At 69.4% G+C, this 25,840-nt stretch carries 22 protein-coding genes; 10 read left to right on the top strand and 12 right to left on the bottom strand.

Annotated elements, in window-relative coordinates:
• Positions 1-14 precede the first annotated feature (14 nt).
• Together ACEL92_RS11340 and gcvT are read right to left on the bottom strand one after the other, a co-directional pair.
• Positions 15-1,121 (bottom strand): branched-chain amino acid aminotransferase, encoded by a 1,107-nt coding sequence (locus ACEL92_RS11340; RefSeq protein WP_374025651.1) that lies wholly within the window; start codon positions 1,119-1,121, stop codon positions 15-17.
• Positions 1,122-1,174: 53 nt separating this feature from the next.
• Complete coding sequence (gcvT, locus tag ACEL92_RS11335) at positions 1,175-2,272, bottom strand: glycine cleavage system aminomethyltransferase GcvT (RefSeq protein ID WP_374025650.1); 1,098 nt, start codon at positions 2,270-2,272, stop codon at positions 1,175-1,177.
• A 41-nt stretch (positions 2,273-2,313) separates the two neighbouring features.
• Between gcvT and ACEL92_RS11330 the strand changes: the two genes are divergently transcribed.
• Together ACEL92_RS11330 and ACEL92_RS11325 are read left to right on the top strand one after the other, a co-directional pair.
• Positions 2,314-3,438, top strand: a complete 1,125-nt coding sequence (locus ACEL92_RS11330) for an adenylate/guanylate cyclase domain-containing protein (RefSeq protein ID WP_374025648.1) — start codon at positions 2,314-2,316, stop codon at positions 3,436-3,438.
• 11 nt (positions 3,439-3,449) lie between these two features.
• A complete protein-coding gene (locus ACEL92_RS11325; protein ID WP_374025647.1) occupies positions 3,450-4,994 on the top strand; it encodes a leucyl aminopeptidase in 1,545 nt (514 codons plus the stop codon).
• Positions 4,995-5,081: 87 nt separating this feature from the next.
• Here ACEL92_RS11325 and ACEL92_RS11320 read toward each other — a convergent pair whose 3' ends face one another.
• Entirely contained in the window at positions 5,082-6,683 is a 1,602-nt protein-coding gene (locus ACEL92_RS11320; protein ID WP_374025646.1) for a phytoene desaturase family protein, read from the bottom strand.
• On the bottom strand, positions 6,680-7,132 hold the full coding sequence (locus ACEL92_RS11315) for an SRPBCC domain-containing protein (protein ID WP_374025645.1): 453 nt from the start codon (positions 7,130-7,132) through the stop codon (positions 6,680-6,682). Before ACEL92_RS11315 ends, ACEL92_RS11320 begins: the two co-directional genes overlap by 4 nt.
• A gap of 136 nt (positions 7,133-7,268) precedes the next feature.
• On the opposite strand from ACEL92_RS11315, the gene ACEL92_RS11310 reads away from it, so the two are divergent.
• Complete coding sequence (locus ACEL92_RS11310; RefSeq protein WP_374025644.1) at positions 7,269-7,613, top strand: aminopeptidase; 345 nt, start codon at positions 7,269-7,271, stop codon at positions 7,611-7,613.
• Between the two features lie 6 nt (positions 7,614-7,619).
• Here the strand turns inward: ACEL92_RS11310 and ACEL92_RS11305 are convergent, their stop codons facing one another.
• A complete protein-coding gene (locus ACEL92_RS11305; RefSeq protein WP_374025643.1) occupies positions 7,620-9,395 on the bottom strand; it encodes an SDR family oxidoreductase in 1,776 nt (591 codons plus the stop codon).
• A 195-nt stretch (positions 9,396-9,590) separates the two neighbouring features.
• On the opposite strand from ACEL92_RS11305, the gene sucB reads away from it, so the two are divergent.
• The 5 genes from sucB (at position 9,591) to ACEL92_RS11280 (ending at position 14,844) form a co-directional block, all read left to right on the top strand.
• Positions 9,591-11,393 carry a 2-oxoglutarate dehydrogenase, E2 component, dihydrolipoamide succinyltransferase gene (gene sucB / locus ACEL92_RS11300; protein WP_374025642.1) on the top strand — a complete coding sequence of 601 codons (1,803 nt, stop codon included), beginning with the start codon at positions 9,591-9,593 and terminating at the stop codon, positions 11,391-11,393.
• Between the two features lie 15 nt (positions 11,394-11,408).
• Positions 11,409-12,320, top strand: a complete 912-nt coding sequence (locus tag ACEL92_RS11295) for a TIGR01777 family oxidoreductase (protein WP_374025641.1) — start codon at positions 11,409-11,411, stop codon at positions 12,318-12,320.
• A gap of 104 nt (positions 12,321-12,424) precedes the next feature.
• Positions 12,425-13,123, top strand: coding sequence for a lipoyl(octanoyl) transferase LipB (gene lipB, locus ACEL92_RS11290; RefSeq protein ID WP_374025640.1), 699 nt, complete (start codon positions 12,425-12,427; stop codon positions 13,121-13,123).
• The gene (lipA, locus tag ACEL92_RS11285) at positions 13,120-14,043 is read left to right on the top strand and encodes a lipoyl synthase (protein ID WP_374025639.1); all 924 of its coding nucleotides are present in this window, start codon (positions 13,120-13,122) and stop codon (positions 14,041-14,043) included. Before lipB ends, lipA begins: the two co-directional genes overlap by 4 nt.
• A 48-nt stretch (positions 14,044-14,091) precedes the next feature.
• The gene (locus tag ACEL92_RS11280) at positions 14,092-14,844 is read left to right on the top strand and encodes a DUF4191 domain-containing protein (RefSeq protein ID WP_374025638.1); all 753 of its coding nucleotides are present in this window, start codon (positions 14,092-14,094) and stop codon (positions 14,842-14,844) included.
• A 111-nt stretch (positions 14,845-14,955) separates the two neighbouring features.
• On the opposite strand, the gene ACEL92_RS11275 is transcribed toward ACEL92_RS11280, so the two are convergent.
• Positions 14,956-15,378 carry an RDD family protein gene (locus ACEL92_RS11275; protein WP_374025637.1) on the bottom strand — a complete coding sequence of 141 codons (423 nt, stop codon included), beginning with the start codon at positions 15,376-15,378 and terminating at the stop codon, positions 14,956-14,958.
• 245 nt (positions 15,379-15,623) lie between these two features.
• On the opposite strand from ACEL92_RS11275, the gene glnA (ACEL92_RS11270) reads away from it, so the two are divergent.
• A complete protein-coding gene (gene glnA / locus ACEL92_RS11270; RefSeq protein WP_067277809.1) occupies positions 15,624-17,060 on the top strand; it encodes a type I glutamate--ammonia ligase in 1,437 nt (478 codons plus the stop codon).
• A 255-nt stretch (positions 17,061-17,315) separates the two neighbouring features.
• Positions 17,316-17,483, top strand: coding sequence for a hypothetical protein (locus tag ACEL92_RS11265; protein ID WP_374025636.1), 168 nt, complete (start codon positions 17,316-17,318; stop codon positions 17,481-17,483).
• A 4-nt stretch (positions 17,484-17,487) separates the two neighbouring features.
• Here ACEL92_RS11265 and ACEL92_RS11260 read toward each other — a convergent pair whose 3' ends face one another.
• The 6 genes from ACEL92_RS11260 to ACEL92_RS11235 all read right to left on the bottom strand — a co-directional run bounded on the left by ACEL92_RS11260 (position 17,488) and on the right by ACEL92_RS11235 (position 25,730).
• Positions 17,488-18,015, bottom strand: a complete 528-nt coding sequence (locus ACEL92_RS11260) for an N-acetyltransferase family protein (protein WP_374025635.1) — start codon at positions 18,013-18,015, stop codon at positions 17,488-17,490.
• Positions 18,016-18,189: 174 nt separating this feature from the next.
• Positions 18,190-19,050, bottom strand: a complete 861-nt coding sequence (locus ACEL92_RS11255; protein ID WP_374025634.1) for a TIGR03619 family F420-dependent LLM class oxidoreductase — start codon at positions 19,048-19,050, stop codon at positions 18,190-18,192.
• Complete coding sequence (locus ACEL92_RS11250; protein ID WP_374025633.1) at positions 19,047-19,691, bottom strand: PaaI family thioesterase; 645 nt, start codon at positions 19,689-19,691, stop codon at positions 19,047-19,049. Before ACEL92_RS11250 ends, ACEL92_RS11255 begins: the two co-directional genes overlap by 4 nt.
• Entirely contained in the window at positions 19,688-22,684 is a 2,997-nt protein-coding gene (locus ACEL92_RS11245; protein ID WP_374025632.1) for a bifunctional [glutamine synthetase] adenylyltransferase/[glutamine synthetase]-adenylyl-L-tyrosine phosphorylase, read from the bottom strand. Before ACEL92_RS11245 ends, ACEL92_RS11250 begins: the two co-directional genes overlap by 4 nt.
• Positions 22,685-22,735: 51 nt before the next feature.
• Positions 22,736-24,076, bottom strand: coding sequence for a type I glutamate--ammonia ligase (gene glnA / locus ACEL92_RS11240; RefSeq protein WP_374025631.1), 1,341 nt, complete (start codon positions 24,074-24,076; stop codon positions 22,736-22,738).
• A 91-nt stretch (positions 24,077-24,167) separates the two neighbouring features.
• Positions 24,168-25,730, bottom strand: a complete 1,563-nt coding sequence (locus tag ACEL92_RS11235) for an alpha/beta hydrolase (protein WP_374025630.1) — start codon at positions 25,728-25,730, stop codon at positions 24,168-24,170.
• Positions 25,731-25,840 lie beyond the last annotated feature (110 nt).

Here is a 25,840-nt window from a genome sequence, read left to right as displayed (position 1 = left end):
GCCGTGCAGGGGGCTTAGCCCAGCCGCGCCATCCAGCCGTGGGTGTCGGCGAACGTGCCGCGCTGGATCCCGGTGAGGGTGTCGCGCAGCGCCATCGTCACCTCGCCGGGCTGGCCGTCGGCGACGGTGAACTCGGCGTCGCCGTATTTCACGTGCGAGACCGGGGTGATGACGGCGGCGGTACCGCACGCGAACACCTCGGTGATCTCGCCGGCGGCGGCCTTCTTCTGCCACTCGTCGATGTCGATCTTGCGTTCCTCGACGGAGAAGCCGGCGTCAATTGCCAACTGCAGCAACGAATCCCGGGTGATGCCCGGCAGCAGCGAACCCGACAGCTCGGGGGTGACCAACCGCGCCGACCCGCCGCTGCCGAACACGAAGAAGATGTTCATGCCGCCCATCTCCTCGACGAAGCGCCGTTCGACGGCGTCCAGCCACACCACCTGGTCGCACTGGTGGGCGGCGGCCTCGGCCTGCGCCAGCAGGGACGCGGCGTAGTTCCCGCCGAACTTGGCCGCGCCGGTGCCGCCCGGGCTGGCCCGCACGTAATCCGTCGACACCCAGACCGTGACGGGGTTGATGCCGCCCTTGAAGTAGGCGCCGGCCGGTGACGCGATCAGCAGGTAGCGGTACCGCTTGGACGGCCGCACCCCCAGGCCCGGCTCGGTGGCGATGATGAACGGGCGCAGATACAACGCCTCTTCCCCGCCGGCCGCGGGCACCCACTGCTTGTCGACGGCGATGAGCTGGCACAGCGAGCCCATGAACAGCTCGTCGGGCAGCTCGGGCATTGCGAGGCGCCGCGCCGACGACCGCAACCGCGCGGCGTTGGCCTCGGCGCGAAACGACACGATCGAGTCGTCGGCCCAACGGTAGGCCTTGAGCCCTTCGAAAATCTCCTGCGCGTAGTGCAGCACGATCGCCGAGGGGTCCAGTTCGATCGGGCCGTACGGGATGACGCGCGCGTTGTGCCACCCCCGCTCGCCGTCGTAGTCGATCGACACCATGTGGTCGGTGAAGTACTTGCCGAAACCGGGCTCGGCCAGGATGGATCCACGTTCGGCGTCGGTCGCGGGATTGGCCGAACGTGAAACCGTGAACTCGAGGGAGCCGCTGGTCATGGGGCTGATTGTATATCCGCCTGCGACCGGGCTTTTCACCTGAACCGGGGGCACTAACGGGTTTTCGCGTCGACGAAGGGCGGCCGCACGACTTCGCACTCCGCCGCGCGCCCGCGAATGTCGACCGTGACCCGCTGGCCGTCCTCGACTGAAGCGGCCGCGTCGATCAGCGCCAGCGCGATGCCGACTTGCAGCGTCGGGGAGAAGGTTCCCGACGTGGTGACCCCGACCGGCGTCTCACCGTCGAGCACCGTCAGGCCGGGCCGCAGCACACCGCGTCCGACCATCCGCAGGCCACGCAGCAGCCGCCGCGGCCCGGCCGCCTTCTCCGCCAGCAGCGCGTCCCGGCCGAAGAACGCGTCCTTCTTCCAGCCGATCGCCCAGCCGCAACGCGCCTGCAGCGGCGAAATGTCCAGTCCCAGTTCGTGCCCGTGCAGCGGGTAGCCCATCTCGGTGCGCAGCGTGTCGCGGGCGCCCAGGCCGGCGGGCTCGCCGCCGGCGGCGCCCACCGCCGCGGCCAGCGCGTCGAACACCACCCCGGCGGATTCCCACGGCGGCAGCAGCTCGTAGCCGTGCTCACCGGTGTATCCGGTCCGGCACACCCGCACCGGCACCCCCTGGTACGTGGCGTCGGCGTAGCCCATGTAGTCCATGCCCGCCGGCAGGCCCAGCCCGCCGAGCACGTCCGCCGATCGCGGGCCCTGCACCGCCAGCACCGCGTAGGAGCGATGCTCGTTGGTGATGGTGAGGCCCGCCGGGGCCGCATTTTGCAGCGCGCCGACCACCGCGGCGGTGTTGGCAGCGTTGGGCACCAGGAAGATCTCGTCGTCGTCGACGTAGTAGGCGATGAGGTCGTCGATGACCCCGCCGGATTCGTTGCAGCACAACGTGTATTGGGCCTTGCCCGGGCCGATGCGGCTCAAGTCGTTGGTGAGCGTCGAGTTGACGAATTCGGCGGCGCCCGGCCCGCGGATCAGCGCCTTGCCGAGGTGGCTGACGTCGAACAGACCGACCGCGTTGCGGGTGGCGTTGTGTTCGCTGACCGTGCCGGCATACGACACGGGCATGAGCCAGCCGCCGAACTCGGCGAAACTGGCGCCCAACGCGCGGTGGCGGTCTTCCAACGGGCCGTGCTGTAGGTCATCGGTCACGACGGTTCACCCTAATCGCGGGTGCTGGCACACTTGGGTGGGTGGTCGATTCCCCGGACTTCGCGGCGCTTGAGGCCGCGGGAATCGCCAATGCGCGTGAGCGGGCCGACCTCATCAAGTACCTGGACGAGCTCGGCTTCACCGTCGAGGAGATGGTGGAGGCCGAGCAGCGTGGCCGGCTGTTCGGCCTCGCCGGTGACGTCCTGCAATGGTCTGGGCGCCCGATCCACACGATCGCGAGTGCGGCCGAACAATTGGGCCTGTCACCCGAGGAAGTCACCCACGCGTGGGGTTTGCTCGGCCTGACCGTGGCCGGACCCGACGTCCCGGTGCTGAGCCAGGCCGACGTCGACGCGCTGGCCACCTGGGTCGGCTTGAAGGCGGTGGTGGGCGAGGACGGCGCGTTCGGATTGCTGCGGGTGCTCGGCGCCGCGATGGCCAGGCTCGCGGAGGCCGAGTCGACGGCGATCCGGGCCGGGACGCCGGACATCCAGATGACCTACACCAACGACGAACTCGCCACGGCGCAGGCGTACCGCGCGGTCGCGGAGTTCGTCCCCCGGATTTCGGCGCTGATCGACGTCGTCCACCGGCACCATCTGACCAGCGCCCGCACTCATTTCGAGGGCGTCCTGCGCGACACCTCGGCAAGCGTGGTGTGCGGCATCGGTTTCGCGGATCTGTCCGGGTTCACGGTGCTCACCCGCGCGCTCGCCCCCGCGCAACTTTCGTATCTGCTCAACGAGTTCGCCGGCACCGTCGCGGACGTGGTGCATCGCGATGGCGGCCGGGTGGTGAAGTTCATCGGCGACGAGGTGATGTGGGTGAGCGCGTCACCCGAACGCCTCGCCAGGGCGGCGGTGGACCTGGTCGACCATCCACGGGCGCGCGAAGAGGGCCTGCAGGTTCGCGCCGGCCTTGCCTTCGGCTCCGTCCTGGCGATCAACGGGGACTATTTCGGCAGCCCGGTCAACCTGGCGGCGCGGCTGGTGGGGGCCGCCGCACCGTGCCAGATCCTCGCCGATACGGCGTTGCACGAACAGTTGCCGCACTGGCCGGCAACGGCGCGTGGCCCCTTTGATCTCAAGGGTTTTGACAGCCCCACGATCGCCTTCGAGCTGCACGGTGGGGACTCCGCCGGTCTCGACGCCGGTTCCGGCGATTAGGGTAACTGCCCGTGACCACCGATTTGAGCTATGACAGCCCCTCCGTCAACGTCGCCGCATCGCTGCCGAAACGTGCAGTGGCCTCTTCGGTATTGATCGTGCCCGTGGTCTCGACCGGCGACGAGGACAGACCCGGGGCGACGGTCGCCCCGGGCGAATCGTTGCTGCCGGCCGAGGCTGTCACCGAGATCGAATCCGGGTTGCGCGCGCTGGACGCCACCGGCGGCAGCGAGCAAGTCCACCGCCTGGTGGTGGCGTCGCTGCCGGTATCCAGCGTGCTGACGATCGGCCTGGGCAAGCCGCGACCCGAGTGGCCCGCCGACACCGTCCGGCGGGCCGCCGGTGTGGCGGCGCGCTCCCTGGGCACCGCCGAGGCCGTGCTGGTGACGCTGCCCGGCGACTTCAGCGCCGACGTCTGCTCCGCGGCCGTCGAGGGCCTGATCCTGGGCAGCTACCGGTTCACCGACTTCCGCAGCGGCAAAACCGCGCCGAAAGACAAAGGGCTGCGCAAGATCACCGTGCTGTCCGCCGCGAAGGACGCCAAAGCGGCCAGCGCCCACGGCGCCGCCGTGGCGACCGCGGTGGCCACCGCCCGCGATTTCGTCAACACTCCCCCGAGTCACCTCTTTCCTGCCGAATTCGCCCGGCGCGCAAGGGCTTTGGGCGAGTCGGTGGGCCTCGAGGTGGAGGTGCTCGACGAGAAGGCGCTGCAGAAGGCTGGGTATGGCGGCGTGATCGGCGTCGGCCAGGGCTCGTCGCGCCCGCCGCGGCTGGTGCGGCTGACCCACCGGGGTTCGAAGCTGGCCAAAGGCAAGCAGGCGAAGAAGGTGGCGCTGGTCGGCAAGGGCATCACGTTCGACACCGGCGGCATCTCGATCAAGCCCGCGGCATCGATGCACTACATGACCTCGGACATGGGCGGCGCGGCGGCGGTCATCGCCACGGTGGCGCTGGCGGCGCAGCTGCGCTTGCCGATCGACGTGATCGCCACCGTGCCGATGGCCGAGAATATGCCCTCGGGTACGGCGCAGCGGCCCGGTGACGTGCTGACGCAGTACGGCGGCATCACCGTCGAGGTGCAAAACACCGACGCCGAGGGCCGGCTCATCCTGGCCGACGCCATCGTGCGGGCGTGTGAGGACAACCCCGACTACCTGATCGAGACCTCCACGTTGACCGGCGCCCAGACGGTGGCGTTGGGCGCCCGGATCCCCGGGGTGATGGGCAGCGACGAGTTCCGCGACCGGGTCGCCGCCATCTCACAGCGGGTGGGCGAGAACGGCTGGCCGATGCCGCTGCCCGACGAACTGAAGGATGACCTGAAGTCGACGGTGGCCGACTTGTCCAACATCAGCGGCCAGCGCTTCGCCGGCATGCTGGTGGCCGGTGTGTTCCTGCGCGAATTCGTCGCCGACGGCGTGGGCTGGGCGCACATCGACGTGGCCGGCCCGGCGTACAACACCAGCGGCCCGTGGGGATACACGCCCAAGGGCGGCACCGGTGTGCCGACCCGCACCATGTTCGCCGTACTCGAGGACATCGCCGAGAACGGCTAACCACGTCTAACGCACGCCCTCGCGCGCTCGAGCGTCACGCCAGCGTGACGTGCGCGCTCGAGCGTCACGCAGCGTGACGCTCGGCGGTTAGCGCTTACCGGTCATCAGCGAGAACACCGCCCGCTTCACCGTGCGGCGCGGCCAGCCGGTCGCGCCGTCGGCCGCCAACGCGGCATTGGCCGCGTTGCGCCCGCAGGCGCCGTGCACCGAGCCGCCGGGGGTGGCCGACGCGCTGCCCAAATACAGCCCTTGTACCGGGGTTTCGGCCCGGCCCATGCCGGGCACCGGGCGAAAAATCAGCATCTGCTGCAGCTGCGCCGTGCCGCCGTTGAGCGCGCCCATGTGCAGGTTGGCGTCGCTGGCCTCCAGGTCCGACGGGCGTTGGACGAACCGGCCCACGACCGCAGAGCCGAAACCCGGCGCATGTTCCTCGATGACCCGGTCCACCGCGTCGGCGAGCCGATCAGCCGACGCATCGTCGGCCACGTTGCGCGGCAGATGCGTGTAGGCCCAGACACTTTCGGTGCCCTTCGGCGACCTGGTCGGATCGGCCGTGGTGGTCTGGCCCAACAACATGAAGGGATGTTCGGGCACCACGCGGGTGTTCAGGTCGGCCATCCAGCGGACCAACCCGTCGCCGTCGGCGCCCAGATGGACGGTGCCCACGCCCTGCAGGTTCGTCGCCCGCCACGGCACGGGCGCCCTCACGGCGTAGTTGACCTTCACCACCGGTGGATCCCAGATGAAGTGCTCGAGGTCGCGTAACAGCTTGGGCGGCAACGCATCCGGCGGCAACATGTCGCAGAACAACCGGGGGGCCGTCACGTCGGCGACGATCGCCCGCCGCGCCGCGACCGTGCGTCCCCCGGCCGTCGTCACCCCGACCGCGCGGCCACCCCGAACCTGGATGCGGGACACGTTCTGGTTGCATTCGATTCGGGCTCCCGCGGAGCGGGCGCGGCTGACCAGGGCGGCCGTCAACTGCCCGGAGCCCCCGACCGGCACCGGCCAGCCGCAGTCCTGGGCCAGCATCGTCATCAGGAATCCCATGGCTCCGCTGATCGGCGCGTCCGGCGGGACGTCGGCGTGCATTGCGTTGCCCAGCAACAACACTCGCGGCGCCTCGCCGGCGAACAGCTCACTCGCCATGGTGTTGGCCGGCTGGACCAGCAGGCGCGCCACCCGCAGGGCCTCCGACGTGCCGAGCCTGGCCAGCAGCCGCACCAGTGGGCGCACGGGCGGGAAGGGCGCCAACATGGCGTCCAGCAGCGGCGCCTTGATCCGCTCCCACAAGTCGACCAGGCGCCACCAGTTGTCGCCGTCGGCGGGCACCCGGCGGGCGAATTCCGCCGCCGTGCGAGCGGGGTCGTGATAGACGACGGGCGGGTCGTCATCGTCAGCGCTCCGCGGATGTCCCAGCACCACCGGGGCGTGCGACCAGCGCAGGCCGTGATCCTCCAGCCCCAGGGCGGCGATCGCCGGCGAGGCCACCGTCATCGGGTAATAGGAGCTGAACAGGTCGGTGATGTAACCCGGGGTCAGCTCGGCGCTGCGCACCGCGCCGCCGGGTTCGGGCTGGGCCTCGAGCACCAACACGTCCCAACCCGCGTCGGCCAGCATCGAGGCCGCGACCAGTCCGTGGTGTCCCGCCCCGATGACGACGGCGTCGGCGGTGTCCCGCGCGCTCATTTCACCTGGCTGGGCACCTTGCGCTCCGCCAGAGCCCCCAGCCGCCAGAGGCACTCCTTGTTGCGCGGGTAGGCCGCGGCCAACGCGAGCGAATTGGGAACGGCCCCCATCGGGCCTTCAACGGGCACCTCGATCATCTGCACCCGGCAGCCCTGCGGCGCCTCCTGCAGCAGCATCGTGATCCGCGCGGCGCCCAGCGGCCCGAGGCGAGCGCACAGCACCAGCTTGTGGGGCGGTTCGCACTCCTCCACGACCGTCGCGTCGTTGATCACCAGCGGCCAAATCCCGATCGAGTGCCTGATCGACGACCCCGGCTCCGGCCAGTTCGGGTCGACGGCCCGCATGCGGCTGTTGCCCACCACCCACTGGGTGTAGGTCCACCCTTGGGCCAGCACTTCCCACACCCGCTCGCAAGGCACGGCCACGTCCCGCGTCGCAATGAGTACCACGACCTGATTCCCCTCTCGGTTACCGCGGCGGAATACCCACGAACGGGGCGCTGAATCCGGCCGGTCCGGGGTTTACCGGCGCTATCCAGCGGCTAATCTCCCACGGTCGAAAACGTGTACGAAGAAAGGCGAGATCGTGACCGTGCGACGGTTGATCCTGGGTGTGGGCGCCGTGTTGCTGCTGGCCGGCGTGATCGGGCTACTGGTGCCGGTGTCGATTTCTGACGGCAACGGCCATTCGATCGGATGCGGGAACGCGGTCGCCACGGACCTGTCGGCGGCCAGAAGCGCCAACAACACCAGCGTGGCGAACATCCCGATCCTCAATCAGGTCGTCCCGCACACCGACTATGTGGCGCAGTGCCAGTCGTCGGTGGGCAGCCGGCGCACGTGGTCGATTCCGCTGGCGATCATCGGGCTGCTCGCGATCGGCGGCGCGTTGTTGACCGGCCGTCAGGGGGCCGCGCGGGCGGGCACCTAGCAAGCGTCAGATCACCCGCAGCCGCGCGGCGTTGCGTAGCCCTTGCGGCGCCAGGCGCGAAAGGACGTACAGCGCATAGGCTTCCGGCGCGACCGGGCGGATCGGCTTCTTCTTCTGGACCGACGACAGAATCGCGTTGGCGACCTTGTCCGGACCGTAGTGCCGCAGCGCGAACATCTTGCCGAGCTGGCCCCGGCGTCCGTCGACCTGTTCGCCCTTTCCGGCGGGCGCGTCGAAGCGGGTGGTGTTGATGATGTTCGTGTCGATGACGCCCGGGCAGATCGTGGTCAGCCCGACGTCGGCGGCGTCGAGTTCGGCGCGCAGGCAGTCCGAGAACATGTAGGTCGCCGCCTTCGACGTGCAGTAGGCGTTCAGCGACTGCAACGGTGCATAGGCGGCCATCGACGAGACGTTGACGATGTAGCCGCCGGTGCCACGCTCCACCAGCCGCCTCGCAAACGATCGGCAGCCGTTGACCACGCCGCCCAGGTTGACGTCGAGCACCCGGTCGAATTGCTCGGCCGGGGTGTCCAAGAATCCGCCCGCATGCCCGATGCCGGCGTTGTTGACGACGATGTCGGGTACTCCGTGCTCGGCGCTCACGCGCTCGGCGAAAGACTCGACGGCCTCGGCGTCGGACACGTCGAGCACGTAGGCGTGCGCGACGCCGCCACGGGTGGCGACCTCGGCGGCCGTGGCCTTGACGGCCGCTTCGTCGATGTCGCTGATGACCAGCTCGGCGCCCTCGCGCGCGAACGCGAACGCCGTCTCGCGGCCAATTCCGCTGCCCGCGCCTGTGACCGACACCAGGGTGTCGCCGAAGGAGCCGCGGGGGCGGCCGACCTGGGCGCGCAGCAGCGCGCGGCTCGGCGGCTTGCCCTCGGCCCAATCGGCGAACTCACGCACCGCGGCGGCCATCACCTGCGGGTGCGACATCGGGGAGAAATGACCGGCCTTGATATCGCGCCGCCACAGCCGCGGCACGAACCGCGGCGTGTGGTCGTAGCCATACGGCCGCACGTACTTGTCCTTGGTGTTGACGATCAACTGCACCGGCACGTCGACGACGTGGACGCCGTGCCCGCGGCCGGAGAATGAGCGAAAGTAGTTGGCGGGATAGGTTTTCACCGAACGGGCGGCATCGCGGGCCAGCTGGGGCGAGTGGTGGATCTGTTCGACCGGGATGTTGTCGACGGCGTTGCGCCGCAGGGCGGGGATCGACAGCGTCAGGCGAAGGAACAGCGGCGCGAGCAGCGGGATCGAGAAGAACAGCATGTAGCTGAACCGCAGCGCCTGGCTGACCGATCGCAGAAACCGGCGCGGGCGCCACGGTTGCCGCAGGCCGCTGAAGATGTAGTCGACCAACTGTTCCTGGCTCGGGCCGGACACCGACGTGAAGGTGGCCACCCGGTCACCGGCGCCGGGCCGCTTCAGGTAGTGCCACACGCCCACCGAGCCCCAGTCGTGGGCGAGCACGTGCACCGGCCGGCCGGGGCTGAGCTCGCCGGTGACCGCGGCGAAGTCGTCGGCGAACCGGTCCATGGTGTAGGCCGACACCGGCTTGGGCGCCGAAGACAGACCGACGCCGCGGTTGTCGTACCGCAGGATGTGGAACCGATCGGCCAGCAGGGGCACGACACCGTCCCACAGCACGTGCGAGTCGGGAAAGCCGTGCACCAGCACGACGGTCGGGCCGTGCGGGTTCCCCTCTTCGTAGACCGCGATTCGCGCGCCGTCGGCGCTGTCGACGAAATGCTGGGGTCGCTGTTGTGTTGCCGGCATCTTCGACCTCCCCGCTCCAACTGCAGTGGCCACACCGTAGCAAGGGTGTTGGGGCCGTCCCGGCAACCGCGGCGGTCCGCCCTGGATGTGTGCCGGCGCGGACGCAGTGACAGGATAGTTTTGGCTAGCTACTTGCAACGGCTAGCGAGATGTTCGACCCACACCGACCCACGAGCGATCGAGGAGTCAAAGACGATGGCCTTCTCCGTCCAGATGCCCGCACTCGGTGAGAGCGTCACCGAGGGGACGGTCACCCGCTGGCTCAAACAGGAAGGCGACACGGTCGAACTCGACGAACCCCTCGTCGAGGTGTCCACCGACAAGGTCGACACCGAAATCCCGTCGCCCGCCGCCGGTGTCCTGACCAAGATCGTCGCCCAGGAGGACGACACCGTCGAGGTCGGCGGCGAGCTGGCCGTCATCGGCGACTCGTCCGACGGCGGCGATGCGCAGGCGGCCCCCCAGGCGCCCAGCCAGCCTGAGCCGCAGGCCGAGTCCGCCCCGCCTGCCCAACCCGAGCCCGAAGCGGCCGCACCCGCCCAGCCCGAGCCCGAACCCGCGCCGCAGAGTTCCGGCGGCGGCGACGCGACCCCGGTGCTGATGCCCGAGCTGGGTGAGTCGGTGACCGAGGGCACGGTGACCCGCTGGCTGAAGAAGGTCGGCGACTCGGTGGGCGTCGACGAGGCGCTGGTCGAGGTGTCGACCGACAAGGTGGACACCGAGATCCCGTCGCCGGTGGCCGGTGTGCTGGTCAGCATCACCGCCGAGGAGGACGCCACCGTCCCGGTCGGCGGGGAGCTGGCCCGGATCGGCACCGGCTCCGAGGCAGCCTCCGCCCCCACCCCCCCGCCCGCTCCTAAGCCGGAACCCAAGCCGGAACCCAAGCCCGAGCCGGCACCCGAACGGCCCAAGGCCGAACCACCCAAGGCCGAGGCGAAGCCCGAACCGCAGCCGGTGTCCCAGCCGGCGCCCGCGCCCAAAGCCCAACCGGCACAAGCACAACCGGCCGCCGAGCCGGGCGGCTCGAGCCCCGACGGTGCGCCGTACGTGACCCCGCTGGTGCGCAAGCTGGCCACCGAGAACGGCATCGACCTGGCCGAGATCACCGGCACCGGCGTCGGGGGGCGCATCCGTAAGCAGGACGTGCTCGCCGCCGCGGAAAAGAAGCAGCAGGCGCAGAAGGCGCCCGCGCCGGCCCAGGCACCCGCCGCCCCCGCCGCCGACGGCAGGCCCGCCCCGGCGGCCGCAGCCGCCCCTGCGCCGGCATTGGCGCACCTGCGCGGCACCACGCAGAAGGCGAGCCGGATCCGCCAGCTCACCGCGAACAAGACCCGGGAATCGCTGCAGGCCACCGCCCAGCTCACCCAGACGCACGAGGTCGACATGACCCGGATCGTCGGGCTGCGGGCCAGGGCGAAGTCCGCGTTCGCCGAGCGCGAGGGGGTCAACCTCACCTTCCTGCCGTTCATCGCCAGGGCGGTGATCGATGCGCTGAAGATCCACCCCAACATCAACGCCAGCTACAACGAGCAGACCAAGGAGATCACCTACTACGACGCCGAACATCTCGGCTTCGCCGTCGACACCGAGCAGGGGCTGCTCTCCCCGGTCATCCACAACGCCGGCGACCTGTCGCTGGCCGGGCTGGCCCGGGCCATCGCCGACATCGCCGCGCGCGCCCGGTCGGGCGACCTCAAGCCCGACGAGCTGTCCGGTGGCACCTTCACCATCACCAACATCGGCAGCCAGGGCGCGTTGTTCGACACCCCGATCCTGGTTCCGCCGCAGGCCGCCATGCTGGGCACCGGCGCGATCGTGAAGCGGCCCCGGGTGATCGTCGACGAATTCGGCAACGAATCCATCGGGGTCCGGTCCATCTGCTATCTCCCACTGACCTACGACCATCGGCTCATCGACGGCGCCGACGCAGGACGCTTCCTCACCACCATCAAGCACCGGCTCGAAGAGGGCGCGTTCGAGGCCGACTTGGGTCTTTAGGAGGACTGGCGAACCGTGGCCAAGCCCGTCATCGCCATCGCGGGTTCATCCGGCCTGATCGGATCCGCCTTGACCGCCGCCCTGCGGGCGGCCGACCACCGGGTGTTGCGCATCGTGCGCCGCGCGCCGTCGAATTCCGACGAGCTGCACTGGAACCCCGAGAGCGGCGAATTCGACGTCGACGCGATCAGCGATGTCGACGCCGTCGTCAACCTCTGCGGCGTCAACGTCGGCCAGCGTCGCTGGTCGGGCGCCTTCAAGCAGAGCCTGCGCGACAGCCGCATCGCCCCGACCGAAGTCCTGGCGCACGCCGTCGCCGACGCCGGGGTGGCGACGCTGGTCAACGCCAGCGCGGTGGGCTACTACGGGGACACCAAGGACCGGGTGGTCGACGAAAATGACCGCGCGGGAAAGGGTTTCCTGGCCCAGCTGTGCGAGGACTGGGAAGCCGCCACGCTGCCGGCCCAATACAGCGGCGCCCGGGTGGTGCTGGCCCGCACCGGCCTGGTCCTCTCCCCCGCCGGCGGAGCGCTGGGGCGGTTGCGGCCGTTGTTCCGCACGGGCCTGGGGGCTCGGCTGGGCAGCGGCCGTCAATACATGTCCTGGATCACCCTGGAGGACGAGGTGCGGGCGCTGCTGTTCGCGATCTCCAACGCCGCGCTGTCCGGCCCGGTGAACATGACCGGGCCCGCACCCGTCACCAACGCCGAATTCACCACCGCCTTCGGCCGTGCGGTCAACCGCCCGACCCCGTTGATGCTGCCGGGCTTCGCGGTGCGGGCCGCGCTCGGCGAGTTCGCCGACGAGGGCTTGCTCATCGGCCAGCGCGCCATCCCGTCCGCGCTCGAGCGGGCCGGTTTCGAGTTCCACCACAACACCATTGGCGAGGCGCTCGGCTACGCCACCGCCCAGCGCGATCACGACTAGCGCCTGCCCGGCGAGTGTCACGCCAGCGTGGCTGACGCCGCCCAGCGTCACGCCAGCGTGACGCCGCGTCGCGGCTCACTCACCCGGCGAGTACCGTCGCGGAAGTGATCGATTCCATCCGGTCCAGCCGGGCCGCGATCGACGTCCGTCAGCTCGGCACCGTCGAATACCGCACGGCCTGGCAGCTGCAGCGCGAGCTGGCCGACGCCCGGGTCGCCGGCGGCAGCGACACGCTGCTGCTGCTGGAGCACCCGCCGGTCTACACCGCGGGGCGGCGCACCGAACCGCACGAGCGACCGGTGAACGGCACGCCCGTCGTCGACACCGACCGGGGCGGCAAGATCACCTGGCACGGCCCGGGGCAGCTGGTCGGCTATCCGATCATCGGCCTCAGTGAGCCTCTCGACGTGGTGAATTACGTTCGACGCCTCGAGGAGGCGCTGATCAAGGTGTGCGACGAACTGGGATTGGAGGCGTGCCGGGTGCACGGCCGGTCCGGGGTGTGGGTCGCGGCCGGCGCCGGGCGGCCCGACCGCAAGGTCGGCGCCATCGGCGTCCGGGTGTCGCGGGCGACCACTTTGCATGGGTTCGCGCTCAACTGCGACTGCGACCTCGACGCGTTCGGCACCATCGTGCCCTGTGGCATCAGCGACGCCGGCGTGACCTCGTTGTCGGCCGAGTTGGGGCGCCCGGTGCCGGTCGACGACGTCCGTGCCGCCGTCGCCGACGCGGTCTGCGACGCCCTCGACGGGGTCCTGCCGGTCCAGGAACACCCGGGCACGCGCGTAGCATCAGCCATGTGACTGTTGCACCCGAAGGCAGGCGACTGCTGCGCCTCGAGGTCCGCAACGCGCAAACCCCGATCGAGCGCAAGCCGCCGTGGATCAAGGTCCGGGCCCGCATGGGCCCCGAATACACGCAGCTGAAGGGCCTGGTCCGCCGCGAGGGACTGCACACGGTCTGCGAGGAGGCCGGCTGCCCCAACATCTTCGAGTGCTGGGAAGACCGCGAGGCCACCTTCCTGATCGGCGGTGACCAATGCACCCGTCGCTGCGACTTCTGCCAGATCGACACCGGCAAGCCCGCCGACCTGGACCGCGACGAGCCGAGGCGCGTCGCCGAAAGCGTGCTGACCATGGGATTGCGCTACGCGACGGTCACCGGCGTGGCCCGCGACGACCTGCCCGACGGCGGGGCCTGGCTGTACGCGGAGACCGTCCGCGCGATCAAAGAACTCAACCCGTCGACCGGGGTGGAGTTGCTGATCCCCGACTTCAACGGTGAGCCCGCGCGGCTTGCCGAGGTGTTCGAATCACGCCCGGAAGTGTTGGCGCACAACGTCGAAACCGTGCCGCGGATCTTCAAGCGGATCCGGCCCGCCTTCAGCTACCAGCGCAGCCTGGACGTCATTACCGCGGCGCGCGACTTCGGGCTGGTTACCAAGAGCAACCTCATCCTCGGGCTGGGCGAAACCCCCGACGAGGTGCGCACCGCCCTGGCCGACCTGCGGGGCGCCGGCTGCGACATCGTCACCATCACCCAGTACCTGCGTCCGTCGACGCGGCACCACCCGGTCGAGCGCTGGGTGCGGCCCGAGGAGTTCGTCGAGTTCGCCCGCGACGCGGAGGGGCTGGGCTTCTCCGGGGTGCTGGCCGGGCCGCTGGTGCGCTCGTCCTACCGCGCGGGCCGGCTTTACGAGCAAGCGGCGCGCGCCCGCGCCTGAAGCTGCCGCGCCGCCGTGGCGGTGCACGTCGATACGTATTCTTTGACTATGGCTAAACCCCGCACCGCCGCTGAGAACAAGGCCGCCCGGGCACAGGCGCAGGCCGCGCGCAAGGCCGCCGCGAAGGAGCGCCGCGCCCAGCTGTGGCAGGCGTTCAACCTGCAGCGCCGGGAGGACAAGCGGCTGCTGCCCTACATGATCGGCGCCTTCGTCGTCATCGTGGCCATCGCCGTGGCGGTCGGTGTGTGGGCCGGCGGGCTGACGATGATCACCGTGATCCCGCTCGGCGTGGTACTCGGCGCGCTGGCGGCGTTCATCGTCTTCGGCCGTCGCGCCCAGAAGAGCGTCTACAGCAAGGCCGAGGGCCAAACCGGCGCGGCCGCATGGGCTTTGGACAACCTGCGCGGCAAGTGGCGGGTGACGCCGGGGGTGGCCGCGACGGGTCACCTTGACGCGGTGCACCGGGTCATCGGCCGGCCCGGCGTCATCCTGGTCGGCGAAGGGTCGTCGGGCCGGCTCCGGCCGCTGCTGGCGCAGGAGAAGAAGCGCACGGCGCGGCTGATCGGCGACGTGCCGATCTACGACATCGTCGTCGGCAACGGCGACGACGAGGTTCCGCTGGCCAAGTTGGAGCGTCACCTCAACCGCCTGCCGGCCAACATCACCGCCAAACAGATGGACACGCTCGAGTCTCGGTTGGCCGCGCTGGGCACGCGGGCCGGCGCCGCCGTCCTGCCGAAGGGCCCGCTGCCCAACGCCGGCAAGATGCGCGGGGTGCAGCGCACCGTGCGCCGGAAGTAGGCCCCGCGGCGATCGCAAGCGCGGCGAAGCCGGGCGCGGCGGGTCGCCGAGCGGTCAACCCCGCGGCGATCGCAAGCGCGGCGAAGCCGGGCGCGGCGGGTCGCCGAGCGGTCAGCGCCGCACAACCGCCGTCGCCGTCAGCCGATCTTGCATGCCTCGGCCGTCCCAGTCGGTGAACAGCGCCGGGACGACCATTCCGACGAGCACGCCGCGGACCACCGCGCGGACGATGCCGACCGCCCCGCGCCCGTCGACCGTCACCACCAATAGACCCAGCGCCAGCTGACCGGGCGTGAAGCCGAACAGCCGCACCGACACCACGCCCAGCACGAACCAGATCCCCAGCACCGCCGTCGCCAGCGTGTGTTCGGAGAAGACGCCGAACCGCAAGGCCAGCGCCGCCAAGCCATACGAGATCAGCCAGTCGATCATCAGCGCGCCCAACCGGCGACCCATCGGGGCCAGGGAACCCGGTCCGGTCTGCGGCAGTCCCAGCCGCTCGCCGGGATAGGTGGACGGCGAGTTCGGCGTCATCGTCTGCAACCGGGCTTCGACTCGGCCACCAGCGCGTTCGCCAACCCCGACTGAACGCTGCGTCCGGGCACCGGAAGAGATACGATCCAGCGGTCCATGGCCCCACAATAGAACCCGCCGGGGGCGGCGCCTCTTTTGTGAACAACATGGGTCGCGTAACGTGCGCGCAACACGGGGTTGACTGGCGGGCAACATCTGCTCCATAGCGTCAGGCCGCGGATCTCACCAAGTAAAGGAGCATTTCTGTGACGGAAACGACGCCCGACGACGTTTTCAAACTCGTAAAGGACGAGGACGTCGAGTTTGTCGACGTTCGGTTCTGTGACTTGCCAGGCATCATGCAGCACTTCACGATTCCGGTTTCGTTTTTCGACGAGAGCGTCTTCGAGGACGGCCTGGCGTTCGATGGCTCCTCGATTCGCGGATTCCAGTCCATCCACGAATCCGACATGCTGCTCCTGCCCGACCCCGCGACGGCGCAGATCGACCTGTTCACCGAACACAAGACGCTGAACCTGAACTTCTTCGTGCACGACCCGTTCACGCTCGAGCCCTACTCGCGCGACCCGCGCAACATCGCTCGCAAGGCCGAGAACTACCTGATCAGCACCGGCGTCGCCGACACCGCCTACTTCGGCGCCGAGGCGGAGTTCTACATCTTCGACTCGGTCAGCTTCGACTCGCGCACCAACGGCTCCTTCTACGAGGTGGATGCGATCTCGGGCTGGTGGAACACGGGCGAGCCCACCGAGAACGACGGCACCCCTAACCGCGGCTACAAGGTCCGCCCCAAGGGTGGGTACTTCCCGGTCGCGCCCGTCGACCACTACGTCGACTTGCGCGCCCAGATGCTGTCGAACCTCATCAAGGCAGGCTTCAGCCTGGAGAAGGGCCACCACGAGGTGGGCAGCGGCGGGCAGGCCGAGATCAACTACAAGTTCAACACGTTGCTGCACGCCGCCGACGACATGCAGCTGTACAAGTACATCGTCAAGAACACGGCCTGGCAGAACGGCAAGACTGTCACCTTCATGCCCAAGCCGCTGTTCGGTGACAACGGCTCGGGCATGCACACGCACCAGTCGCTGTGGAAGGACGGCAGCCCGTTGATGTACGACGAGACCGGTTACGCCGGCCTGTCGGACACCGCGCGGCACTACATCGGCGGGCTGCTGCACCACGCCCCGTCGTTGCTGGCCTTCACCAACCCGACCGTCAACTCCTACAAGCGACTGGTCCCGGGTTACGAGGCGCCGATCAACCTGGTCTACAGCCAGCGCAACCGCTCGGCGTGTGTGCGTATCCCGATCACCGGCAGCAACCCGAAGGCCAAGCGCCTCGAGTTCCGTTGCCCCGACTCGTCGGGCAACCCGTACCTGGCGTTCTCGGCGATGCTGATGGCCGGGCTGGACGGCATCAAGAACAAGATCGAGCCGCAGGCCCCCGTGGACAAGGACCTCTACGAGCTTCCGCCGGAGGAGGCCGCCAACATCCCGCAGGCTCCCACCCAGCTGTCCGCGGTGATCGACCGTCTCGAAGAGGACCACGAATACCTCACCGAGGGAGGCGTTTTCACGCCCGACCTGATCGAGACGTGGATCAGCTTCAAGCGCGAGAACGAGATCCTGCCGGTGCAGATCCGCCCGCACCCGTACGAGTTCGCGCTCTACTACGACGTGTAATCCGCAAACGAAACCACCCGCGTCGGCAGCCGCCGCGCGGGTGGTTTCGTTTTGGCGGCGGACCCCGGCTTGGCCGCCGGCGCCGGAGAGGCAGGGCGCGTGGGTTTTCGAACGCGATCCGGCGGTAGGTCGCCCGACCGCAAAAGCCGACCGCCGCAATACAAGCCATCAACGCCGCGAGCCCTGTTCGTCGAAGCCGAAAGTTCAGATTTAAACTCTTGCGGCGGCAACCGATCCGGCGTTAGCTTCTCGGTCATGATTATCAGCAGCGCGCAAGCAATGGTCGGTGGCGGTGCCGGCGGGGGCCGGTTCGTCGGTGGGGGTGCCGGCGGGGGCTTCGTGGGTGGCGGTGCCGGCGGGGGCTTCGTCGGCGGCGGTGCCGGCGGAGGCTTCGTCGGCGGCGGTGCCGGCGGGGGCCGCTAACCGATCACACGATCGGCCCGGGCGGCTCCTCGCGTTCGGCGGCGCCACCCAGGTCGAGTTGCATCCACGCGACGTCGTGCCAACGGCCGTGTTTCCATTCGACGCGACGATATAGGCCGACGTCGTGGAACCCGAACGACCGGTGAAATCCGTTGCTGGCCTCGTTCGGTTGAGTGATTCCGGCGAAAGCCTGCCGGTAACCGCGTTCCGTGAGCCGGCGCAGTAGCTCCGCATAGAGTTGGCGGCCGGCACCCGTGCGGTGACGGTCGCGGTCGACATAGATTCCGGTCTCGACCGACCACTGGAAGCTGGGCAAGCGCCAGAACACATGGCCGTAGGCGAAACCCACGACCTGACCGTCCCTTTCGAGCACCAGCCATTCGTGGGCGTCGACGATGCGGGCGGCCATCTCCCCGACGCTGGGTACCTCGATTTCCCAACTGATGGCCGTGTCCTCGACATACGGCCGATAGATGCCCAGGCACGCCTCGGCATCCCGCGCGGACGCCGGACGCACCCGGCCGATTGGCATGCGGATCATTCTTCCAGGCCGGCAAGGGACAAACGGCGATCCCTCGCCATCGAATTCGCGAGACTGAAAGTATGGCGCGCCTCCGCGGCGCGTCGTCGCCATAGGTTATGTGTCGCGGCGAGAAGGTGTGTCGCGGCGAGAATGCGAGAAGGCGAAAAGGCGAGAAGGCGAGACCTAACCGTCGAGCGCCAGGTCCTTGCGGAAGCGCTGCATGCCGTCGATCTTGTCGTCCAACGACGCATCCGGACCCGCGTAAAACATCCACGGCATGGTGATGATCCCGGTGATGCCGGCGTCGGCGGCGCGCCGGTAGTCGGCGGTGGTGAAGGCGTCGGTCAGCGGCGTCAGGACCGTGAAATCGTCCATCGGCAAACCGTTTTCGGCCCTCAGCTCCCGCAGCTTGCCCACCGCCTCAATGGCGCGTTCGGTCTTGATCAGATCGCCGATCCAGCCGTCGTTGCGGGCGGCGCGGCGCAGCGCGATGTCACTGAGCCCGCCGACGTACACCGGTATCGGCGGCGGCGTCGGCTCCATTTCCAGCCGCGGTGTCCGATAGAACGCGCCCTCGAACTCCGTCCAGCCCGGCTGCCACAGCGCCCGCATCAACTCGATGATCTCGTCGGTCCGCTTCCCGCGGGCCTCGAACCGCTCGCCCATCAACGCGAACTCCTCGCGGCACCACCCGACGCCGATGCCGAGCTCCACCCGGCCGGACGCCAAAACGGCCGCCGTGCCAATGGCTTTGGCCGCAGAGTAGGGGTTCCGCATCGCGGGGATGTAGACGGTGTTGACGAATCGCAGCCGCGTGGTGACCTGAGCCAGCGCGCCGATCAGCACCCACGGATCCGGCCAGTCGGTGAACGGCTGCCAGCGTCGCTCGCCGTCCTTGGTGTACGGGTACGGGGTGTCCAGGGTCTCCAGGTTGACGACGTGGTCGGGGATCCCGATGCCGTCGTAGCCGAGTTCGTCGGCGGCTTTGGCGAGTTCGATGATCTCCCGGGTGTTCAGAAAGGCGCTGCTGATGTAGAACTTCATTCCGCGTCCCGCGCCCACGCCGGCTCGATGAACACGCCCTCGGCCTCGACGGTAACCCCGGCGGCATCCGAAATCGTGCCGCGTGCAAACACTTTGCGGCCTTCCTTGCCCTCGACCCACGCGTCGCAACGAAGCGGGCCCAGCGGCGTACCCCGCAGGTACTTCACGGTGATGGTGCCGGTGAAGCGCGCCTTGGACAGCCCCTCACTGGCCGCCTCGCCGAGCATGTGGTCGAGCACCAGGGCGCTGACGCCTCCGTGCACAAGCTTGGGCGGGCCCTCGTACGCCGTCCCGAGCACGAACTCGCTTGAGCAGCGGCCGCCCCCGTCGTGGTGGACGACGATCGGCGGCGCGATCGGGTTGCACACGCCGATGGCGGCGTTGCCCAGTGGCAGCGGACGACCGTTGACGCGGTAGCTCACGCCGACCGGCCGGGTCCGTTGCCGCAAGGACGCGGTGACAGCCTCGATCGCCGATCGCGCCTGGGCGACGACGTCGTCGTCGACCTCCGTGCGGATGGTGGCGTCGACGAGTTCGCGCACGGCAGCGGCCAACGGGGCATACAGGGCGGTCACTCGGTCAGCCTCCGCCGCGTCGAGCACCTCGAATATGGCGTCCAACGCGCCGGCTTCCTGACTCAACTCCCAAACACCTTCCTTACCACGGCTTTTGCCCGCCTCGTCACCCGCAGATAGTTGTCCAAGAACTCCCCGCCGTCGTCCGTGGGCCAGCCCGCGGCCACCGCCACCGCGTTGAGCTGGCGCCCCGGCCCGGGCAGCTGATCGGTCGGCTTGCCGCGGACCAGCACCAGCGCGTTGCGGGCCCGGGTGGCGGTCAGCCACGCCTGCCGCAGCAGGTCGACCTCCTCGGCGGGAACCAGCTCGGCCGCCGCGATCGCGTCCAGGCATTGCAGCGTCGAGGTGTTGTGCAAGGCGGGAATCTCGTGCGCGTGCCGCAGCTGCAGCAGCTGCACGGTCCATTCGACGTCGGCCAATCCCCCACGGCCCAGCTTGGTGTGCGTGTTCGGATCGGCGCCGCGCGGCAACCGCTCGGCGTCCACCCGGGCCTTGATGCGGCGGATCTCCCGCACCGCCTCGGCGGACACCCCGTCGGCCGGGTAGCGCGTCTTGTCGGCCATCAACAAGAACCGCTGGCCCAGGTCCGCGTCGCCGGCGACCGCGTGCGCGCGCAACAGGGCCTGGATCTCCCAGGGCTGCGCCCACTGTGCGTAGTAGGCGGCATAGGAACCCAGCGTGCGCACCAGCGGACCCTGACGGCCCTCGGGGCGCAGGTTGGCGTCCACCTCCAGCGGGGGGTCGACGCTGGGTGTGCCCAGCAGCGTGCGCACCTGCTCGGCGACCGTCGTCGACCACCGGATCGCCACCGAGTCCTCGACACCGGGCGCCGCCTCGCACACGAACATCACGTCGGCATCGGACCCGTACCCCAGCTCGGCGCCGCCCAGCCGGCCCATGCCGATCACCGCGATGGCCGCCGGCGCTTTTCCTTTTTCGGAGCCGTCCCTGGGCAGATTGGCGCGAATGATGGCGTCCAACGCGGCCTGCAGCACGGCCACCCACACCGAGGTGAGTCCCCGGCACACCTCGGTGACCTCGAGGAAGCCGAGCAGATCGGCCGACCCGATGCGGGCCAGTTCGCGGCGGCGCAGCGTGCGGGCGGCGGCGATCGCGCGGACCGCGTCGTGGTGCCTGCCGGCCGAGGCGACCAGCGCCCGGGCCACCGTAGCGGGGTCCGTCTCGAGCAGTTTGGGCCCGGCCGGGCCGTCGCTGTAGTCCTGAATCACCCTGGGCGCGCGCATCAACAGGTCCGGGACGTACGCCGACGTGCCCAGCACGTGCATGAGCCGCTTGGCCACCGCGGGCTTGTCGCGCAGCGTGGACAGATACCAGGTCTCCGCGGCGAGCGCATCCGACAGGCGCCGATAGGCCAACAGCCCGCCGTCGGGGTCGGGGGCGTAGGACATCCAGTTCAGCAGCCTGGGCAACAGCACCGACTGCACCCGGCCCCGCCGACCGCTCTGGTTGACCAGCGCCGACATGTGTTTCAGCGCGGTCTGGGGCCCCTCGTAACCGAGCGCGGCGAGCTGCCGTTCGGCGGCCTCCGCGGTCATGCCGTGTCCGATCTCGAGGCCGGCCGGCCCGATCGACTCCAGCAGGGGCTGGTAGAAGAGCTTGGCGTGCAGCTGGGAGACCCGCAGGTTCTGGTGTCGCAGCTCCTGGCGCAGCACGCCCGCCGCATCGTGGCGGCCATCAGGCCGGATGTGCGCGGCCCGCGCCAGCCAGCGCACCGCTTCCTCGTCGTCGGCCTCGGGCAGAAGGTGGGTGCGCTTGAGCCGCTGCAGCTGCAGCCGGTGCTCGAGGAGGCGCAGGAACTCGTAGGAAGCGGTCAGGTTCGCGGCGTCCTCGCGCCCGACGTAGCCGCCCTGGCCCAGCGCGGCCAGGGCGTCCACCGTCGACGCCACGTGCAGCGACTCGTCGCTGCGGCCGTGCACCAGCTGCAGCAGCTGCACCGCGAACTCCACGTCGCGAAGCCCGCCGCTGCCCAGTTTGATTTCGCGGCCGCGCACGTCGGCGGGCACCAGCTGCTCGACGCGGCGGCGCATGGCTTGCACCTCGGCCACGAAATCCTCACGCTCGCAGGCGACCCAGACCATCGGCATGAGCGCGCTCAGGTACCGCTCGGCCAGTTCCCGATCCCCAACGGCCGCGCGGGCTTTCAGCAGCGCCTGGAACTCCCAGGTCTTCGCCCAGCGCTGGTAGTAGGCGATGTGCGATTCGACGGTGCGGACCAGCTCACCGCTGCGCCCCTCCGGCCGCAGCCCGGCGTCGACCTGGAAGAAGGCCGACGAGGCCACCCGCATCATTTCGCTGGCCAGCCGCGTGGTCAGCGCATCGTTACGCTCACCGACGAAGATGACGTCGACATCGCTGACGTAATTCAGTTCGCGCGCACCGCATTTGCCCATTGCGATGACCGCCAGACGTGGCGGCGCCCCGTCGCCGCACACGGTCGCCTCGGCCAGCCGCAGCGCGGCGGCCAGCGCGGCGTCCGCCAGGTCCGACAGCTGGGCGCCCACCACGGTGAACGGCAGCACGGGTTCGTCCTCGACCGTCGCGGCAAGATCGAGCGCGGCCACGAGCAGCAGGTGGTCCCGGTACAGGGTTTGCAGGCGCTGCACGGCCGACGCGGGGTCGGCCGACACCTCGTCGACGCATGCGGTGAACGACGCACACAGCTCCTCGTGTGAGGGCAGTTTCACCTTGTAGCGCAACAGTTTCCACGACTGCGGGTGCACAGCCAGGTGATCCCCCAGCGCCAGCGACGAGCCGAGCACCGCGAACAGCCGCCCGCGCAACGGGCGCTCGGTCAGCAGCGCGGCGTTGAGCTCGTCCCAGCCGGTCTCGGGGTTCTCCGCCAACCGGATCAGGGCGCGCAGCGCGGCGTCGGGGTCGGGTGCGCGCGACAGCGACCACAGCAGGTCGACGTGGGCCTGGTCGTCGTGGTCATACCAACCCAGCTGCGTCAGCCGATCGCCCGCCGGGGGATCGAGCAAGCCGAGCCGTCCGACGCTGGGCAGCCGCGGGCGCTGCGTCGCGGGTTTGGTCACGACCACGACGGTATCGCAACCCCCGTACCCGGCAGGGGTAAGGCGGGCTCGCGTCGACTACAGCGACAGGTAGGTGCTCAGCTCGTAGGGCGTGACGTGGCTGCGGTAGTTCGCCCACTCCGAGCGTTTGTTGCGCAGGAAGAAGTCGAAAACGTGCTCCCCCAACGTTTCCGCGACGAGCTCGGAGGACTCCATCGCGCGCAGCGCGCTGTCCAGGCTCGTGGGGAGCTCGCGGTAGCCCATCGCGATCCGCTCCTCGGGCGTCAGGTCCCATACGTTGTCCTCGGCCTGAGGCCCCAGCACGTACCCCTTCTCCACCCCGCGCAGCCCGGCGGCGAGCAACACCGCGTAGGCCAGGTACGGGTTGCAGGCCGAGTCCGGGCTGCGCACCTCGATGCGCCGCGACGACGTCTTGTGGGGGGTGTACATGGGCACCCGCACCAGAGCCGACCGGTTCGCCGCGCCCCACGACGCCGCGGTGGGCGCCTCGCCGCCGTGCACCAGCCGCTTGTAGGAGTTGACCCATTGGTTGGTGACCGCGCTGATCTCGGAGGCGTGCTCGAGGATCCCGGCGATGAACGACTTGCCCACGTCGGACAGCTGCAGTGGGTCGTCCGGGCTGTGGAACGCGTTGACGTCCCCCTCGAACAGGCTCATGTGGGTGTGCATCGCCGAACCGGGGTGCTCGGCGAACGGCTTGGGCATGAAGGACGCCCGCGCGCCGTTCTCGATCGCGACCTCCTTGATGACGTAGCGGAACGTCATCACGTTGTCCGCCATCGACAGGGCGTCCGCGAAGCGCAGGTCGATCTCCTGCTGGCCGGGCGCGCCCTCGTGGTGGCTGAACTCCACCGAGATGCCCATGAATTCCAGGGCCTCGATGGCGTGCCGACGGAAGTTGGAGGCCGAGTCGTGCACCGCCTGGTCGAAATAGCCGGCGGCGTCCACCGGAACCGGCCTCGTCCCGTCGTCCGGGCCGGGCTTGAGCAGGAAGAACTCGATTTCGGGGTGCACGTAGCAGGAGAAGCCGAGGTCGTTGGCCTTCTGCAGCTGGCGGCGCAACACGTGCCGCGGGTCCGCCCAGGACGGCGAGCCGTCGGGCATGGTGATGTCGCAGAACATCCGCGCCGAGTGATGGTGACCGGAGGGGGTGGCCCAGGGCAGCACCTGGAAGGTTGACGGGTCGGGGTTGGCCACCGTGTCGGATTCCGAGACCCGCGCGAAGCCCTCGATCGAGGAGCCGTCGAAGCCGATGCCTTCTTCGAAGGCGCCTTCGAGTTCAGCCGGGGCGATGGCCACCGATTTGAGCGTGCCGAGCACATCGGTGAACCACAGCCGAACGAAGCGGATATCCCGCTCCTCCAGGGTGCGGAGGACGAATTCCTTCTGGCGATCCATAACCGAAACAGTAGGCAACAGCTGTTAATTCTGTGTTACCGACTCGCGATCGGAACCGTTGCGAACATTGCAAACAGGCTGCTCAGTGCGGTCAGGGCCGGCAGCGGTAGGCCGGAGGTGGCAACGTGCCCGCGACCAGATAGCGCGTGACGGCGGAGTCCACGCATTGGTCGCCGTTAAACACCGCCGTGTGCTGCGTCCCGTCGTAGGTGATCAGCGGCCCGCCCAGCTGGCGAGCGAGGTTGACCCCGGCCTGGTACGGCGTGGCGGGGTCGTGCGTGGTGGAGACGACGACGACTTTGCCGGGCGCGGCGGGTGAGGCGGCGTGCGGCGTCGACGTGGCCGGCACCGGCCACAGCGCGCACAGGTCGCGGGGCGCGTTCCCGGTGAACTGGCCGTAGCTCAGAAACGGTGCCGCCTGGCGGATGCGCTGGTCGGCGGACACCCAGCTCGCCGAGTCCTTCGGCGTGGGCGCGTCGACGCACCGGATCGCATTGAAAGCATCCTGATCGTTGGTGTAGTGCCCGCTGCGGTCGCGGCCCTCGTAGTCGTCGGCGAGCAGCAGCAGGTCGCCCGCGTCGGTGCCGCGTTGCAGCCCGAGCAGCCCGCTGGTCAGGTACTTCCAGTGCGCCGGGGTGTACAGCGCGTTGATGGTGCCCGTGGTCGCGTCCGCATAGCTCAGGCCGCGGGGGTCCGAGGTGCGGCCCGGCTTGGCCACCAGCGGGTCGACCAGGGCGTGGTAGCGGTTGATGAATTGGGCCGGGTCGGTGCCCAAAGGGCAACCCGGCGAGCGGGCGCAGTCGGCGGCGTAGTCGTTGAAGGCGGTTTGGAATCCCGCCATCTGCTGGATGTTTTCGTCGACCGGGCCGACGGTCGGGTCGATCGCGCCGTCGAGCACCATGGTCCGAACGTGGGCACCGAACTTTTCCAGGTACGCGGTGCCCAGCTCGGTGCCGTAGCTGTAGCCGAGGTAGCTGATCTGGTCGTCGCCCAGCGCCTGGCGCACCATGTCCATGTCGCGGGCCACCGACGCGGTGCCGACGTTGGCCAGAAAACCGGTGCCCATCCGGCTCACACACTGCTGAGCCACCTGTTGGTAGAGCTGTTCGATGTGCGCCACCCCGGCCGGGCTGTAGTCGACCATCGGCTCGCGCCGGTAGGCGTCGAACTCCGCGTCCGTCCGGCAGCGCAGCGCCGGCGTCGAGTGGCCCACCCCCCGCGGATCGAAACCGACCAGGTCGAAGTTGCGCCTGATGGGCGAGGCCTCCAGATCCGACGCCATGCCGGCCACCATGTCGACCGCGGACCCGCCGGGTCCGCCCGGGTTGACCAACAGCGAGCCGATCCGTTGGCCGGTCGCCGGGACGCGGATCACCGCCAACTTGGCCTGTGCCGCACCGGGATTGTCGTAGTCGACCGGAACGGAGACAGTGGTGCACTGCGCGGTGGGGATATCCTTTGTGTCCGTTGCGAATTGACCGCAACTCCCCCATGTGAGCGGCGTCGCGGCGGACGGCTTCGGGGCCGGGGTCTGCCCCGCACCGGGTTCCGGGGTTGCGCCGGCCACCGGCGATGCCACCGCGGATTGGCCGACCAACAGCCCGAATGACAACAGCGCCGAGCTCAAGGATCTCAGGCGCGACATGGCTGTCATCGTGTCAGCCTCGGGTACCCGAAGCGGCGCGAAACGGTTACGCCTTGGTCTCGCCTGCGCCCCTCGTCCGGCGCGTTGGATTGAGCTTCGACCTCAGACCCGTACGCGCG

This window comes from Mycobacterium hainanense (genome assembly GCF_041890355.1).
Classification (GTDB): domain Bacteria; phylum Actinomycetota; class Actinomycetes; order Mycobacteriales; family Mycobacteriaceae; genus Mycobacterium; species Mycobacterium hainanense.
The sequence above is the reverse complement of the archived record's forward strand: the minus strand, read 5'-3'. Positions and strand labels throughout refer to the sequence as shown.